13 protein-coding genes are annotated in these 16,017 nt (G+C 71.0%); 9 read left to right on the forward strand and 4 right to left on the reverse strand.

Going from position 1 to position 16,017, the window contains the following annotated elements; translation table 11 throughout:
• The first annotated feature begins 5 nt into the window (after positions 1–5).
• Both urtE and AB0J93_RS15655 read left to right on the forward strand, forming a co-directional pair.
• Entirely contained in the window at positions 6–689 is a 684-nt protein-coding gene (gene urtE, locus AB0J93_RS15650; RefSeq protein WP_363922280.1) for an urea ABC transporter ATP-binding subunit UrtE, read from the forward strand.
• A 217-nt stretch (positions 690–906) separates the two neighbouring features.
• Positions 907–2,883, forward strand: coding sequence for a cellulase family glycosylhydrolase (locus AB0J93_RS15655; protein WP_363922282.1), 1,977 nt, complete (start codon positions 907–909; stop codon positions 2,881–2,883).
• Positions 2,884–3,022: 139 nt separating this feature from the next.
• Here the strand turns inward: AB0J93_RS15655 and AB0J93_RS15660 are convergent, their stop codons facing one another.
• The 3 genes from AB0J93_RS15660 to AB0J93_RS15670 all read right to left on the reverse strand — a co-directional run bounded on the left by AB0J93_RS15660 (position 3,023) and on the right by AB0J93_RS15670 (position 4,993).
• Positions 3,023–3,535 carry a Rieske (2Fe-2S) protein gene (locus AB0J93_RS15660; protein ID WP_363922284.1) on the reverse strand — a complete coding sequence of 171 codons (513 nt, stop codon included), beginning with the start codon at positions 3,533–3,535 and terminating at the stop codon, positions 3,023–3,025.
• Positions 3,536–3,560: 25 nt separating this feature from the next.
• Complete coding sequence (locus AB0J93_RS15665) at positions 3,561–4,124, reverse strand: DUF6529 family protein (RefSeq protein ID WP_363922550.1); 564 nt, start codon at positions 4,122–4,124, stop codon at positions 3,561–3,563.
• Between the two features lie 68 nt (positions 4,125–4,192).
• Entirely contained in the window at positions 4,193–4,993 is an 801-nt protein-coding gene (locus tag AB0J93_RS15670; RefSeq protein WP_363922286.1) for a hypothetical protein, read from the reverse strand.
• A 467-nt stretch (positions 4,994–5,460) separates the two neighbouring features.
• On the opposite strand from AB0J93_RS15670, the gene AB0J93_RS15675 reads away from it, so the two are divergent.
• Both AB0J93_RS15675 and AB0J93_RS15680 read left to right on the forward strand, forming a co-directional pair.
• Complete coding sequence (locus AB0J93_RS15675; RefSeq protein WP_363922288.1) at positions 5,461–5,940, forward strand: HPP family protein; 480 nt, start codon at positions 5,461–5,463, stop codon at positions 5,938–5,940.
• 118 nt (positions 5,941–6,058) lie between these two features.
• Positions 6,059–9,235 carry an amino acid adenylation domain-containing protein gene (locus AB0J93_RS15680; protein WP_363922290.1) on the forward strand — a complete coding sequence of 1,059 codons (3,177 nt, stop codon included), beginning with the start codon at positions 6,059–6,061 and terminating at the stop codon, positions 9,233–9,235.
• A gap of 56 nt (positions 9,236–9,291) precedes the next feature.
• On the opposite strand, the gene AB0J93_RS15685 is transcribed toward AB0J93_RS15680, so the two are convergent.
• Positions 9,292–9,879: a putative glycolipid-binding domain-containing protein gene (locus AB0J93_RS15685; protein ID WP_363922292.1), complete on the reverse strand. Its 588-nt coding sequence runs from the start codon at positions 9,877–9,879 to the stop codon at positions 9,292–9,294.
• Positions 9,880–10,132: 253 nt separating this feature from the next.
• Here AB0J93_RS15685 and AB0J93_RS15690 point away from each other — a divergent pair, with 253 nt between their 5' ends.
• The 5 genes from AB0J93_RS15690 to AB0J93_RS15710 are packed head-to-tail and all read left to right on the forward strand — an operon-like array spanning position 10,133 to position 15,942.
• Positions 10,133–11,650: a pyridoxal-dependent decarboxylase gene (locus AB0J93_RS15690; RefSeq protein WP_363922294.1), complete on the forward strand. Its 1,518-nt coding sequence runs from the start codon at positions 10,133–10,135 to the stop codon at positions 11,648–11,650.
• Between the two features lie 34 nt (positions 11,651–11,684).
• Complete coding sequence (locus AB0J93_RS15695) at positions 11,685–12,908, forward strand: stearoyl-CoA 9-desaturase (RefSeq protein ID WP_363922296.1); 1,224 nt, start codon at positions 11,685–11,687, stop codon at positions 12,906–12,908.
• Positions 12,909–12,948: 40 nt separating this feature from the next.
• Complete coding sequence (locus AB0J93_RS15700; RefSeq protein ID WP_363922298.1) at positions 12,949–13,386, forward strand: cobalamin-dependent protein; 438 nt, start codon at positions 12,949–12,951, stop codon at positions 13,384–13,386.
• On the forward strand, positions 13,379–14,830 hold the full coding sequence (locus AB0J93_RS15705; protein WP_363922300.1) for a methylaspartate mutase: 1,452 nt from the start codon (positions 13,379–13,381) through the stop codon (positions 14,828–14,830). Before AB0J93_RS15700 ends, AB0J93_RS15705 begins: the two co-directional genes overlap by 8 nt.
• Positions 14,827–15,942 (forward strand): sulfotransferase, encoded by a 1,116-nt coding sequence (locus AB0J93_RS15710; RefSeq protein ID WP_363922302.1) that lies wholly within the window; start codon positions 14,827–14,829, stop codon positions 15,940–15,942. The genes AB0J93_RS15705 and AB0J93_RS15710 overlap by 4 nt, the downstream gene beginning before the upstream one ends.
• Positions 15,943–16,017 lie beyond the last annotated feature (75 nt).

Raw genomic sequence — 16,017 nt, forward strand, 5'->3', positions numbered from 1 at the left:
TCGCGATGCGCGGCGTGCACGCCGGTTACGGGCGCAGCCGGGTGCTGCACGGTGTCGACGTGGCGGTGCCCGCCGACGGGGTCGCCACGGTGCTGGGCCACAACGGCGCCGGCAAGTCCACCCTGCTGCGGGTGGCCGCCGGCCTGCTCCGCCCCACCGCCGGACGGGTCGAACTGGACGGCGAGGACATCACCCGGCTGGCCCCGCACGAGCGGGTCGCCCGGGGCATCGCGTACGTGCCGCAGGGGCAGCAGTGCTTCCCGCACCTGACCGCGGCGGAGAACCTGCGCCTGGTCGCCGACGGCCGGCGGGACGGAGCAACCGCCACCTCGGAGGTGCTGGACCTGTTCCCGGCGCTGCACCCGCTGCTGCGTCGACGGGCCGGGCTGCTCTCCGGCGGTCAGCGGCAACAGCTGGCCATCGCCCGGGCACTGATCACCCGGCCCCGGCTGCTGATGCTCGACGAACCCACCGAGGGCATCCAGCCGTCGGTGGTGACCGAGATCCAGGACCGGATCGTGGCACTGATCGCGCAGACCGGGTTCAGCGTGCTCCTGGTCGAGCAGCACCTCGGCTTCGCGCTGCGGGTGGCCGACCGCTACCACGTCCTGGAGTCCGGCCGCGTCACCTCCGCCGGCAACGGCGGCGCCACCGCCGAACACACGGTCCGCGAAGCCCTAGCGGTCTAACCCACCCCTACCTCGTCGATCTTGCACTTTCGGTCGTCGATATGCGCATCCTGACCGCCTTTGCGGCGACGGAAAGTGCAAGATCGCGGAGGTTGCGGGGTGGGTCTTCCGTTGTGGGGGTTGACCGCCTAGGGTGGGCGTGGAAGCGCTCCCACGGTCCCTGGGCAGGACTGTTGTCGACGTGCTCGCTCCCTCACCCACCACCAGAGGAAGTCGCATGTCTGCACGTAGAAAACTCCAGGCCGTCGCGACGGCGGCCGTGGCTCTGCTCGGCCTGACCGCCGCCGCGCCGGCCGCCAGCGCCGCCGCACCAGCCACCGAGGTCGTCACGGCCGCCGCACCCACCGCCGACTGGCTGCACACCGACGGGAACCGGATCGTCGACGAGGCCGGCAACGAGGTCTGGCTCACCGGGGCCAACTGGTTCGGCTTCAACGCCAGCGAGCGGGTCTTCCACGGCCTGTGGTCGGGCAACCTCGAATCGATCACCCGCCAGATGGCCCAGCGCGGCATCAACATCGTCCGGGTACCCATCTCCACGCAACTGCTGCTGGAGTGGAAGGCCGGGCAGACGATCCGGCCCAACGTCAACACGTACGTCAACCCGGAGCTGGAGGGCCTGAACAACCTCCAGGTCTTCGACCACTGGCTCGCGCTGTGCGAGAAGTACGGCCTGAAGGTCATGCTCGACGTGCACAGCGCCGAGGCGGACAACTCCGGCCACGTCTATCCGGTGTGGTGGAAGGGCACCATCACCCCGGAGCTGTTCTTCCAGGGCTGGGAGTGGATCACCACCCGCTACCGGACGAACGACACCATCGTCGCGATGGACGTCAAGAACGAGCCGCACGGTACCCCGAACGATCCCGAGCGGGCCAAGTGGGACTCCAGCACCGACCAGGACAACTTCAAGTACGCGTGCGAGACGGCGGGCCGGCGGATCCTGGCGATCAACCCGAACCTGCTGATCCTCTGTGAGGGCATCGAGGTCTATCCGCGGGCCGGTGCCACCTGGGACTCGCCCAACACCAACCCGGACCGCAGCCCCAACTACCACTACAACTGGTGGGGCGGCAACCTGCGCGGCGTCGCCGAGCATCCGGTCAACCTCGGTGCCCAGCAGGACCAGCTCGTCTACTCTCCGCACGACTACGGACCGCTGGTGTACGAGCAGCCGTGGTTCGAGGGTGACTTCGACAAGGACTCGCTTACCAACGACGTGTGGCGGCCGAACTGGTTCTACATTCACGAGCAGAACATCGCGCCGCTGCTGATCGGGGAGTGGGGCGGCCGGCTGGGTCAGGACGCCCGGCAGGACCGCTGGATGGCCGCGCTGCGCGATCTGATGATCGAGAACGGCATTCACCACACGTTCTGGTGTCTCAACCCCAACTCCGGTGACACCGGGGGCCTGCTGCTGGACGACTGGGCGAGCTGGGACGAGACGAAGTACAACCAGATGCTCAAGCCCGCGCTGTGGCAGCACGACGGCAAGTTCGTCGGCCTCGACCACCAGGTCCGCCTCGGCGGCACCGACTCCACCACCGGCATGAGCCTCGCCGAGCGTTACGCCGGCGGGCCCGGCCCCGGTGACACCACCGCGCCGACCGCGCCCGGGCGGCCGACCGCCACCGACGTGACCGCCACCGCCGCCACGCTGAGCTGGTCAGCCGCCACGGACGACGTGGGCGTCACCTCGTACGAGGTGTTGCGAGCCACCGGTTCCGCAGCGGCCACTGTGGTCGGCACGGTCTCCGGGACCACCTACCGGGCAACCGGTCTGAGCGCCTCGACCAGCTACACCTTCACCGTGCAGGCCCGCGACGCGGCCGGCAACGTCTCGGCGGCGTCGCCGTCGTTGACCGTCACCACCCCGGCCGACAACGGCAACGGCGACGCCGGCTGCGCCGCGACGTACCGGGTAACGAGTTCCTGGCAGGGTGGCTACCAGGCGGAAGTGACCGTCCGCAACACCGGCACGGCGGCCATCACCGGCTGGACGGTCAGCTGGACCGCCCCCGCCGGCACCACGATCGCGTCACTGTGGAACGGCCGGCTCACCACCTCCGGAACCACGGTGACGGTGCGCAACGAGCCGTACAACGGGCAGCTCGCCGCCGGCACCAGCACCACCTTCGGGCTGACCGGCAGCGGATCGGGTACGCCGTCCGGGCTGACCTGCGCCGCGTCCTGACGCTGCGGCGCCCCTGCCCCACCCACGATCCATCGGGTGGGGCAGGGGCCGTCCGGGGGCACGACGCCACCTCGGACGGCCCCGCGCGGCCCGGGCCTGGGTGGGCCGCGTCACCGCGTTCGCATCGCCGAGCGTCGGGTCAGGCCAACCGGATGGCGTCCCCGTCGACGGTCACGTTCGCGGCGGGCAGCGGAGCCCCGGCCGGGCCGCTGCGTACCGAGCCGTCGGCGATGTCGAACACACTGTTGTGGCAGGCACAGACGATGGTGCCGTCGGAGACCGAGGTGACCGTGCAGCCCTGGTGGGTGCAGGTCGCCGAGTACGCCTTGATGTTTCCCTCGGTCGGCTGGGTCACCACCACGCCGGCATCGGCGAAGATCGCGCCGCCACCGACCGGGATGTCGGCCAGCGTGGTCAGTGCCGGCGGGCCGGGGTCGGCGGCGTCGTCGCCCGGAGTGGCGGTGCCGGACGGGTCCGCCCCGGACGAGCCGGACGGATCACCGCTGGCGGCGCCGGCGGGTGGTGCGGCCGGCGGTGCCGCCGCCGGCTGACCGTACGTCGCGCAACCGGTAAGCGCGGCCACGCCCACCGCGCCGGTACCGGCCAGCAGGGCTCGTCGCGACCGGCAGCAGCCAGCCTGCTCGTGGTTCATCTGAGGTGCCTTGCCTTTCCGGGGATCAGAACTGGATGCCGAACGTGGTGAAGTACCAGACCGACGAGGTCAGAAAGACACCGATCAGGGCGACGAACACGACCCCGCCGACCGTGGGGAGCACCCAACCGGCGAGGCCCCGCTTGGGCAGGGTCAGCATCTTGGTGGCGAAGGCCCCGAAGAAGAAGCAGCCCAGCAGGGAGTGCAGCAGCGTACGGGTGTCGTAGTCGGCGAAGCCGAGCGCGTAGAGGCAGTGCACCGCGACCGGCACGGTGAGCAGGAACGCGATCCGACCCGACCAGCGGTGCGCCGAGCCGGCCCAGGACGGGGAGAAGCCGCCGAGCCGACCCCACATCGCCAGCGCGGACAGCAGCTGGATGACGGCGAAGAACGCCGCCCCGGTGCCGAGCCACACCTTCACCGTCAGCGGCGAGGAGAAGCCGGCCACGTTTACCGCGATGCCGGTGGGGGTGTGGGTGCGTCCGTAGATACCGAGCGCCACCGCCACCCCGGCCCCGACGACAAGCGGCACCAGCAGCGAGGGCCGCCGTCGCGGTGCGCTCGGCGGCGGGGCACCGAAGTCCCGCATCACCTCGACCATGGGCTCCGGCGCCCGGCGGGGCACGGTGCGTGCCCCGCCCTGTCGGTGCTGGGACATCACCGCGCCCCGGGGACGACCGGCTCGGCGACGAGGGTCACTCCGTTGACCACGGTGCTGTTGAAGGCGGGGTCCAGCGGCGGTGCCGGAATGGGCTGGCCGTTCCAGGTGACGATGCCGATCTGGGTGCCGTCGGGCAGCATGATCCAGCCGCCGTCGTAGCCGGCCTTGCGGGTCTCGTCGGTCACCCGGTAGATCGCCGGAGCGGTCCCCGAGCCTGACTTCACCACCGCCTCGTCGGCCGACGTGTCGTCGGGTCGGGCGGTGAACTTCCAGCGCCGTACGCCGACGATCATCTCACCGCTGGCGCGGTCGCCCCGGATGACACCGGTCAGCTTCGCGTCCTTGCCGGTCAGCTCGATCTTGCCGTCGCGCACCGTGCCGGACAGCCACAGCTCCATGCTCCGGCCGTCGCAGACGTACGCCTCGGCCTTGCCGTCCTTGACGGTGATGGCGATGGTGGCCCCGTTCTCGAGTTCACCGATCCAGTTCTGTTCGACCGATGTCACCTCGGTGCCGGCCGACGAGGCGTCGGGGTCGGTCGGCGGCGACGTGCCGGCCGGTCGCCGGGCGTCGACGTCGGTGTCGCTCGGTTCCTCCCCGGGCGTAGCCGCGTCGGGGTCCACCTCGGCGTCGGCGTCCGCCTCCACGTCGGCGGGTGGGGCCGGCGCGGCGGCCGGTGCACCTCCTCCGGCGGCGGGTTGGGTGCCCGGCGGGGATGCCTGTGCACTCATTGTGAACAGCACGGCAGCCGTCACCGCCCCCGACAGGAGGGTGAGCAACGGGGTCAGGCGCTTCATGGGCCACTCCCTTCGTACTGAGGTACGGGCGGAGGTGGTGGATGGGTTCAACCGGGCTCCAGGAAACCTCTCGCGGGATGTCGCGGGTGCCCGGTTAGGCGACGTTTTCTCGGCCCTCGCGTGGGAAAACCGCAATTAGCAACATCGTCGAATGTCACTTGCATGTCACATGCCATCCAGTGACAGGATGCATCTAAAGCGATAGGCTTCCGGTCGTTGGAGCCGCTGGCGCGGGGACCGCGGAGCCAATGTCTTGCCTGGTAGTCGAGCTGTCCGGCACGCCATCCGAAGGTTGGAGGGCGGACCGGCGCCCGCGCCGTGGGTCGGGATTCGTGCGACGGAAAGCCCGTTTTGGGCGCTGCTTCGTTCACGCGACGGCAACATCAAGGCATGACTGGGGGAATCACGTGCTTGTCGTACGGGCGTTGGTGCGTGGCGTCGGACACCCTTGGCCACTTCGGACAGCGGTGACCGCTGCGGTGGGCGGCACCCTGGGCATCGGTGCGGTGGGCTCCGTCGCACTGCTGGCCGGCACGCCCCTGCTGATCGCCCCACTCGGCTCCACCTGCATGATGATCTTCGGCGCACCCCAAGCGCCGTTCGCCCAACCGCGAAACGTCCTCGGCGGACACACGATCTGCACCCTCGTCGGCCTGCTCGGGGTACGCGTGCTGGGAAACGCCCCGTGGCTGATCGCCGCCGCGGTGGGCCTGGCGATGGCCCTGATGGGACTGACCCGGTCGTTCCATCCGCCGGCCGGCGGCGACACCGTGCTGGTGATGCTGGCGCAACCCGGCTGGCTGTTCCTCTTCGTACCGGTACTGCTCGGCTGCGTGATCCTGCTCGGCATCGCGATGGCCTTCCACAACACGCACTCCGCCGGGTCCTATCCGGTGTCCTCGGTACCGACCCCGCCGGGACGGGTGGTGATCTCCGCCGAGGAATGAGCAGACCGGCCGGCGGGTGGCGCCCGGCCGGCAGGGACAGGCCGCACCGCCGTGTCCACGTCGACCTTCAACTCCGTTCCGTATGACCAGATCACGTCGAGACGGGAGTGACGAGCAGATGCAGCAGGGTGAGACCGGACCGAGCCTGTCGCTCGGGCAGGAAAGGTCCTGGTTCATCGATCAGTACGTGGAGGCCCCCGTCGAGGTGCTGGTCGAGCAGGTGAGGCTGGGTGGACCGCTGCGGGCGGCCACGCTCGCCGCCGCGCTCGGTGACGTGGTCGCCGCCGAGGCCGTACTCGGCCTGGCGATCGGCACCGAACAGGGCCGGGCCGACCGGCGGCCGGCGGCACCGATGCCGGCGGCGCTGGCAGGCGCGGACCTGTCCCCGCTGCCAGCCAGCGAACGCGAGGAGGCGATCCGGCGAGCCGTCGGGCGGGCCGCCGAGACCCGGTTCGACCTGGGCCGGGGCCCGCTGATCCGGGCCGAACTGCTGCGCCTGACGGCCGACGAACACCTGCTCCTGCTGATCGCGCACCGTGCGGTGGCGGACCCGGCGTCCCTCTCGCTGCTCGTCGCCCGCCTCGGTGCGGCCTACCAGGCTCGGCTCGCCGACCCGTCGGGGCCGGCCGATCCCGGCGTCCGGGACGGGTTCGCCGCGTTCGCGCAGCAGGAACGCGCCACGGCCGAGGCGGCCCGGGTGGTCGCCGGCGCCGCCTGGCGGGAGTACCTCGCCGACGTCGCCCCGCTGGAACTGCCCACCGACCGGATCCGCCCGGTACAACCCCAATACGCGGCGGGCACCGCCGACCTGCGGCTGCCGCCGACCCTGCACGAGCAGGTGGACGGCCTGGCCGCCCGGCTCCGCGTACGACCTTCCGACGTGTTGCGGGCGGGCTTCCAGGCCCTGCTGCACCGCTGGTCCGGCCAACCGGTGCTGGCCCTGGGAGTCAGCGACGAGCGACGGGCACCGGAGACCGCCGACCTGGTGGGACCGGTCGCGACCTGGCGGGTGCTGCGCTGCGAGATCGACGACCGCACCCCGTTCGCCGCGCTGTGCGCCCGCCCCGACACCCCCGAGCCACTGCCGTTCGAAACCCTCGTCGAGGAGGTACGCCCGCCTCGCGATCCGGCCCGCAGTCCGGTGTTCCAGGCCGCGTTCACGGCGCGCCAGGCCACCGCCGCGGCCGACTGCTTCGGCGAGGTCACGGTGCGGGCGCAGACCCTCGCGCCGGCCGCGGCCACCCTGCCCGACCTGGCGTTGCTGACCCAGCCCGACCCGAGTGGCACCCGGCTCACCCTGACCTGGCGGACGGACCTGTTCGACCCGACGACAACCGAGCGGATGCTCGGCCACTACGTGAACCTGCTGCGGGCCGCGGTCGCCGACCCGGACACCGCGGTGGACCGACTGGCCATCCTCGACCATGCCGAGCGGACCCGGCTGCTGGACGAGTTCAACCGCACCGACGCACCGTTCCCGCAGGACGTCACCGTGCACGAACTCTTCGAGGAACAGGTGCTGCGTACGCCGGACGCCCGGGCGGTCACCATCGAGGGGCGACACCTGACCTACCGCGAGCTGAACGAGCAGGCCAACCGGCTCGCCCATCGGCTGCGGGCGGGTGGCGTGGGGCGGGGCACCCTGGTCGCCCTCTGCCTGGAGCGGTCGCTCGAACTCATGGTCGCCGTCGTGGCGGTGCTGAAGTCCGGCGGCGCGTACGTGCCGCTCGACCCGGCGTACCCGACGGACCGGCTGGCCTTCATGCTGGCCGACACGCAGGCCCGCTTCCTGGTCACCCAGCAGCGACTGCGTGAGCTGGCACCGGTCGGCGAGGAGGTCGCGGTGCTGGTGCTCGACGAACCCGCGGACGCCGCGTCGTTGGCCGCGCAACCGGCGGAGAACCCGGTAAACGTGAACACCGCCGACGACCTGACCTACATCGTCTACACCTCGGGCTCGACCGGCCGGCCGAAGGGAGTCGAGACGATCCACCGCGGGGTCGTCCGTCTGGTGATCAACACGGACATTCTCCAACTCGACGAGCGGACCAGCTACCTGCAAATCTCCCCGCTCTCCTTCGACGCCTGCACGCTGGAGATCTTCGGGCCGCTGCTCAACGGTGGGCGGGTGGTCCTGCTGCCGCCCGGGGTGCCGACTCCGGCCCGGGTCGCGCGTACCGTCCGGGAGCAGGGGGTGGACACGCTCTGGCTGGTAGCGCCGCTGGCGAACCTCACCATCGACACCCATCTGGAGGATCTGCGCGACCTGCGCCAGTTCATGGCCGGCGGAGACGTCCTGTCGCTGCCGCACATCCGTCAGGTGCTTGAGCGACTGCCGCACGTGTCGATGGTCAACGGCTACGGGCCGACCGAGGTGACCGCCTTCAGCGTCAGCCACCGGATCACCTACGTGGACCCGGACTGGCCGTCGATCCCGATCGGACGGCCGATGCACAACACCACCGCCTACATCCTCGACCCGCTCGGCCAACCGGTACCCATCGGCGTGTGGGGAGAGCTGTACCTCGGGGGGCCCGGGGTGGCGCTCGGCTACCACAACCGTCCCGACCTCAACGCCGAGCGGTTCCTGCCGGACACCTTCCGCCCGGGCGACGGTCACCGGCTCTACCGCACCGGCGACCGGTGCCGCTGGCTGCCCGACGGCACTGTCCAGTTCCACGGGCGGCTGGACACCCAGGTGAAGATCGACGGGCTGCGCGTCGAGCTCGGTGAGATCCAGAGTGCCGTGGCCGACGACGAGTCGGTCGCCGCCGCCGTGGTGACCGCACCGGTGATCGGCACGCGGCGCACGCTTGTCGCGTACGTCGTGCCGGCCGACGGGCACACCTTCGACCCCGCCGCGGTGCGCGCCCGGGTGGCGGCCGCGCTGCCCAGCGTCATGGTGCCGGCCCACTACGTCACGATTCCCACCATCCCGCTCACTCCGAACAACAAGGTCGACTTCCGGGCGTTGCCCGCACCGGAGCTGGGGGCCGGTGGCGCGCACCGGCCGCCGGAGACCGGCACCCAGCAGACGGTCGCCGAGATCTGGCAGGAGATCCTCGGTGTGCCCTCGGTCGGTCTCGACGACAACTTCTTCGAGCTGGGGGGCCACTCGCTGCGGGCCGTGCCGATGATCGCGGCGGTCAGCATGCGGTTCGGGGTCGACCTGGCCGTTCAGGACATCTTTGAGGCGCCCGTTCTGGAGGCGCTCGCGACGCGTATCGAGGAGCGGATGCTGGAGGCCATTCCCGCCGAGGAGTTGGAGCGTATGTTCGCAGATATCGGCGGCTGAAGCCGCAATTGCGGGCCGGGGTTGGGTGTCGCGCACCCACCCCGACCGCATAACTGTCACGGCACCCGACGGCTAACCTTGTGGGCCACTGAACGCCATCCGCCGCCGGGGTAGTCGAGCACCATTCCATTGGCGTCGACCGTCAATTTGTAGCTGCCGTATCGGCCCTTGTAGCGGTAGGTGTCGCGGTCGATCCGCTGGTATCCCTGTTCGACGGCGCGCAGGCCGAACGAGGGCACCTGGATCCACAACACCCGGGCGGTGGCCTCGGCGCCGACGGCGAGATTGAGCCGTCGGATGGTCAGACCGTTCGTGGCCGCGGTGCACGCCAGATCCACGTCGTCGCAGGGAAACGGCAGGTCGAGTGGGCCGTCGGCGGAGTGCCAGCGTCCCTCGTCATCGGCCCGCAGCGCCAACGTCCGTAGCCCGTTCGGCTCGTCCACCTCGATCCGCACGGACCTGGATCGCCGCGCGGCGTCCGTTTCGACGAGGTAGGTGGCACTGGTCGGGCCGCTCCTGCCCCGGTACAGGGCGGTGCCCGACAGTCGGAAGCCGTCCTTCGTCCGGTCGAGTTTGCCCATTTCCAGGAACAGTCGGTCGGACCGTTCCCAACTGGTCGTACTTAGTCTCTCCAAATCGGACATGCCGGAGATTCTAGTTCCTCGATTCTCCACTGGCGCAAGGGCCCGGTCGGTTGTAACGTCGTTGTCGGAGCGCGATGAGCAGCGATGAGACATTCGCTTCCTGGCACGCCCACGGGTTAACAGTCCAGTTCGGCGACTACTTTCGGTTACACAATTGACGGCGGTTCCGGGCCGGTCCACGAACGTGGATTCGGTCCGGTAGAGGGCCGTACCCGAATGCCCTTTTCCGCTCCTGACCAGAAAGGGGAAAGCCGTGTCAGTGCCGAGGATCGGCGACGCACCCACGTTCGTGGCGACCGCCGACCACGACAGCATGCGACAGCTCCGGGCGTTGCTCGACGACGTGTTGGGCGTCCTTGAGGACGTGGGCAAGGGACGGGCCACCCCGGTGGCGCCGGGCGGCCCGACGGCCGTCCGGGCGTACGCGGACGACGTGCTCGCCGAGCCGCTGCTGCCGGCCACCGGCAGCCGGCCCGCCGAGGTGCTGCGCAAGCTCGTCGAGGCGTACGCCAACTGGTCGGTGGACGTGAGCCACCCGGCGACGGTGGCGCGGATGCAGTGCCCGCCCGCCGCGGTGGCCGTCGCCGCCGACCTGGTGGCCAGCGCGCTGAACCAGTCGATGCACGCCTGGGAGGCGGGCCCGTTCGCGCTGGAGCTGGAGCGTCGGCTGATCGAGGACCTGGCCGCCCTGGTCGGCTACGGTGCCGACGCGGGCGGCACGCTCACCGCCGGCGGGAGCATCTCCAACGTCATGGCCATGCTGGTCGCCCGGGACGAGGCGTACCGGCGTCGCCTCGGTCGGTCCACCTTCGACAGCGGGGTGGCCGTCGGCGGGCTCCGTCCGGTGGTGCTGTGCACCGAGACGGTGCACTTCTCCGTCGACCGGGGAGCGAGCATCGCCGGTATCGGTGCCGACGGCATCATCCGGGTACCGGCCGACGAACTGGGCCGGATGATTCCCGGTGAGGCCGACCGGCTGCTGCGCGAGCTCCCGCCGGACTGCCTGCCGGTGATGCTGTTCGTCTGCGCCGGCTCCACCGACTTCGGCTGGGTGGATCCGCTGCCCGAGCTGGCGCAGGTGGCCCGCGAGCACGGCGTGTGGCTGCACGCCGACGCCGCGTACGGCGGTGGGGCGCTCTTCTCCGAGCGGCTGCGGCCGCTGTTCGACGGGCTCGCCGAGGCCGACTCGGTCACCCTCGACCTGCACAAGTTCGGCTGGGTACCGGCGTCGGCCGGGGTGTTCCTGACCCGGGACGCGGCCACGTTGGATCACCTCGCCGTCCAGCAGACCAGCCTCAACTCGCCCGACGACGTGGCCGAGGGCTTCGTCGGCCGGTACGGACACTCCATCCAGGCCACCCGCCGCTGCGACGCGTTGAAGATCGCCGCCACGCTGCGCGCGTACGGCCGGGACGGCATCGGGGCCATGGTGGACGCCTGCCACGAGCTGGCCTTGTACGGCGCGGCGCGGGTGACCCGGGAGGCGAAGCTCGAACTGGCCGCGGAGCCGGTGCTCAGCACCGTGCTGTTCCGCTACCTGCCCGGCGACGGCAGTGATCTCGACGCGTTCAACAGCACCCTGCGGCGGCAGCTGATGCGTGACGGGCACGCCATGCTCGCCCGGGTCTTCCTGCCGCGTCCCGGTGGCGGCAAGGACGTGTGGCTCAAGCTCATGCTGCTCAACCCCAGCACCACCGGTGAGCAGCTCGACCAGGTTATCGACGACGTGCTGGCCGCGGGCGCGGCACTGGAGGCGGCGGGCCGGTCCTGACGCCCCTCCGGAGAAATCGTCAGGGAGCGCAACGATGGTGACGCAGCAACAGGGTACGACCCTCGCCTACACGCCGACGGACGAGTCGGTGTCGATCCGTGACTCGATGAACGCCCTGCCCCGGGCACTGGCGATGCCGCTGACGTTCCTCACCGGCAAGCCGCACACCGGTCAGCGGCCGTTACGGCTCACGCCCGGTTTCCACCTGTGGGCGGCGACGGCCTCGATGGTCGGTGGACTGGTCGTCAGCTGGGCCGCGTTGGCCAACGGCGGGTGGTGGCTGCTGCTCCTGCTGCTGGGCTGGTCGATGACCCTGCACGGGGCACGCAACCTGCGGATGATGATGTACCACCAGGCGGCGCACCGGAACATGTGGGCCCGGCCGCGCCGGGACCGGGTGGTCGGGCGGCTGGTCGCCGCCGCACTCATGGTGCAGGACTTCGATCGCTACAGCACCGAGCACGTCATCGACCACCACGCGGTGCATCACATGACCGTCCGCGATCCCACGGTCCAGGCGTTCCTGATCGGTCTGGAGCTGCGGCCCGGGATGACCCGCCGGCAGATGTGGCGGCACCTCGTCCGGCACAAGCTGCTCTCCCCGGTGTTCCACCTGAACTTCCTGCTGGGCCGGATCCAGTCGTACTTCGCCCCGGCCAGCCGGTCGCTGCGGGTGGCGACGGTGGCGGGTTACGCCGCGGTGGTCGCGTTGGCCGTCATCTTCGACCAGTGGGTCTTCCTGCTGGTGGCCTGGGTCCTGCCGATGACCTTCTTCTACCAGATCAGCAACACCCTGCGGCTGTGCGTCAAGCACACCTTTCCCGGGCCGGAGGTCACCGAGCGACGCGGTCGGGAGTACTTCGCCAGTCTCACCAACGCCATCCTGATCGGGGAGCGGACGCCGGTCGACCGTTCGGGTGGGCCGCTACGCCGCGCGGCCCGGTGGCTCCGCTGGTCGCTGCGGATGCTCACGGTGCACCTGCCGGCGCGGTACCTGGTGCTCACCGGCGACACGGTGGTGCACGACTTCCACCACCGGCACCCGATGAGCCGCGACTGGGCCAACTACATCTTCGCCCGGCACGCGGACATCGAGGCAGGTCATCGTGGCTGGCCACCGTACCGCGAGGTGTGGGGCCTGGTCCCGGCGATCAACCTGGTCTTCGACTCACTGGGCCGGGCCGATCCACAGGAGTACGACCGGGCCCGGATCGCTCAGGTCAGTGGGCGCAGCGTCTTCTCCGCATTCGACGACTGACGGCCGGCACCGCACTGCGCACATCGGGAGGTACGACCACATGTCCAGTCGCAAGACCCAACGAACCGTCATCATCGGGGTGGCCCGCAGCGACGCCCACGCGGTGGCCAACCATCTCATCGCGATGCGGCTGCGCGAAGCGGGCTTCTGCGTCGTCAATCTCGGCGTCTGCACGCCGCTGGAGGACTTCGCCGAAGCGCTGGTCGCCCACCCGGACGCCGAGGCGGTCCTGATCGGCAGCCTCAACGGCCACGCGTACGAGGACCTGCGGGACCTGCCGGCGTTGCGGGCCGCCGGACGCCTGCACTGCCCACTTATCGTCGGCGGGAACCTCTCGGTGGGCAGTCACAAGGACGGCGACGAGCGGGAGCGGCTGCTGAGCCTCGGCGTCGACCACATCCTCGACGAGGCCGACCAGATCCCGCTGCTGCTGGACCTGCTGCACGCCGCCCGGGCCACCCCGCTTACCGGTGTCTGACCTGCCCGAGCTCGACGTCGAGCCACGAGTCGCGGCCATGCTGCCGCCCTGGACGGAGACCATGCAGTACATCCGCAAGTCGCCGAAGCGAGCACCGGTGGAGGTGCTGCGCGCCGCGGCCGCGCGGGGCCGGCCGGTGGTGCAGCCCCGCTGCGGCGTCGGCGGGCACGACGAGATGCGGACCCTGCTGGCGACTCTGGAGCGGCGCGCCCGGCCCGGCATCCTGACCATCACCATCGACTCGTTCACCCGGCTCAAACAGTTCCGCACCGCGGCACAGACCCTGCAACGCGACCCGGCGGACCTCAACGGTTATCCGCTGGTCACCCACGGCTGGCGGCGCGGCCGGGAACTCAACGAACTGGTGGACGCCCCGATCGAGGTCCGGCACGGCTCGCCCGACCCGCGCGAGCTGTTCGCGGTCTCGCTGGCGTCGGGCTTCACCTCGTTCGAGGGCGGCGGCATCGACTACAACCTGCCGTACTCCAAGGACGTGTCGCTGACCCGGTCCCTGGCGGCGTGGGCGCAGGTCGACCGGCTCTGCGGAGTCCTCGCCGAGGAAGGGGTGATCGTCGACCGGGAACTGTTCGGCACCCTCACCGCCGTGCTGGTGCCCCCGTCGGTGAGCCTGGCGGTCTGCGTCCTGGAGGCGCGCGCGGCGAGCCTGGCCGGCGTGCGCTGCCTGTCCATCGCGTACCCCCAGGGTGGCGAGGTGCACCAGGACATCGCCGCCCTGCGCTCGATCCCGGTGCTGGCCCGCCGGTACCTGCCGGAGACGGTGGAGATCTTCCCGGTGCTGCACGAGTTCATGGGTGTCTTCCCGGCCGACCCGGACGTCGCCGATGCGCTGATCCTGTACGGCGGGCTCACCGCCCGCCTCGGCGGCGCCGCCAAAGTGATCAACAAGACCAATCAGGAGGCCCGTGGCATCCCCGACGCGCAGGCCAACGTCGACGGGATCCGCACGGCCGCGCTGGCCTGCACCGACCTGCTCGACTTCGTCCGCGTCGACGAGGCGACGGTCGAGGAGGAGACCTACTGGCTGCAACGCGAGGTCGCCGAACTGGTCGAGCCGGTGCTGGCGGCCCCGGATCTCGCGGCGGCGATCACCGGTGCCTTCGCCGACGGACGGCTCGACATCCCGTTCAGTGCCAGCGTGCACGCCCGGTCGGAGGTGATCCCCAAGCGGGACGCCACCGGGGCCATCCGCTACCTCAACCCGGGCGGGCTGCCGTTCAGCCGGCCCACCCTGCGCCGCAACGAGCAGTGCCTGCGGGTGGACCGGGCCAGCCTCAGCCGCCGGCTGATCGACGAGATCCGCTCCGACATCAACTTCTTCCTGCACGCGGAGCGGCGGTTCCAGGCGGACCGCGCGACCGTCGAGTGCCCCGGCCCGGCCAACGCCGGCCCGGGTGCCGCCGCGAGTTCGGGAGGTGTCCGATGACCGCCGTCCTGCTCGACCCGGACGAGGTGACCCGCGCCGCGCTCGGCGAGCGTGACGCGTCGGCCGGCACGCTGAGTTTCCAGCCCGCGCTCCACCGGCTGGTGCAGGCGATCAACGAGGAGGCGCGGCTGACCCCGGACGGGGCCCGGGTGGCGCGGGCCTCGCTGGTGCACGCGCTGCGTACCCAGCTGCGGCTGGCCTCCCGACAGCAGCCGCCGGTGGACCGGCCGTCGACCGTGACCGTGGTGACCGGCCTGCACCGCACCGGGACGACGCTGCTCCAACTCCTGCTCGCCGCGCACCCGCAGGTGCGTGCGCCGCAACTGTGGGAGCTGCTGGCGCCGGCCGCACCGCAGCCGACCGAGGAACTGGTCGCCGCGGCCGCCCGCTACGTGGCGGAGTACCACCGGGCCGCTCCGGCCTTCGCCGCGATCCATCCGCTGCATCCCCGCAAGCCCGAGGAGTGCCACCGGCTGATCGCCAACAGTTTCCACTCCGAGATCTTCGGCCTGCGCTACCACGTGCCCGGATACCTCGACTGGCTGTCCCGCCAGGACCACACCGCCGCGTACGCGTTGCACCGCGAACAGCTCGCCGCGATCGTCGGCACCGCACCAGGCCGGCACGTGGTGCTCAAGTGCCCGTTCCACCTGTGGCACGCCGCGGAACTGGCCGCCACCTACCCGCAGGCCCGGGTCGTCCGGCTGCACCGGGATCCGGTGAGCACGGTCGCCTCGGTGTGCAGCCTCACCCGGACGGTGCGGGCGGCCCGCTCCCGGCACGTCGACCCGCACGAGATCGGTGCCTTCTGGTTGGACCGCACCGCCGCCGCCCTGCCGGGACTGCGCGACCCCGAGGCGTTCGCCGGCCTGCCGGTGCTCGACCTGCGCTACCGGGACCTGGTCGCCGACCCCGTGGCGGCGGTCGCCCGGGTCTGCGCGTTCGCCGGGTTGCCGTTCGACCCGCCGGCCCGGCAGGCGGTGCGAGCCGCGATCCACACTGCCGCGCGTACCGGTCCGGGCCGCCACCAGTACCGACTGAGCGACTACGGGCTCGACGCGGACGGCCTGCGCCGTCGCTTCGCCGACTACCGGGCCGCCTACCGACTGTGACCTTGTCCCACCTGGCAATTGCCGACCGCAGAAGGAGAGATGCCGTGCAGACCACCACGACGAACGCCGAGGTTC

The organism is Micromonospora sp. NPDC049374 (assembly GCF_040677165.1).
Classification (GTDB): Bacteria; Actinomycetota; Actinomycetes; order Mycobacteriales; family Micromonosporaceae; genus Micromonospora.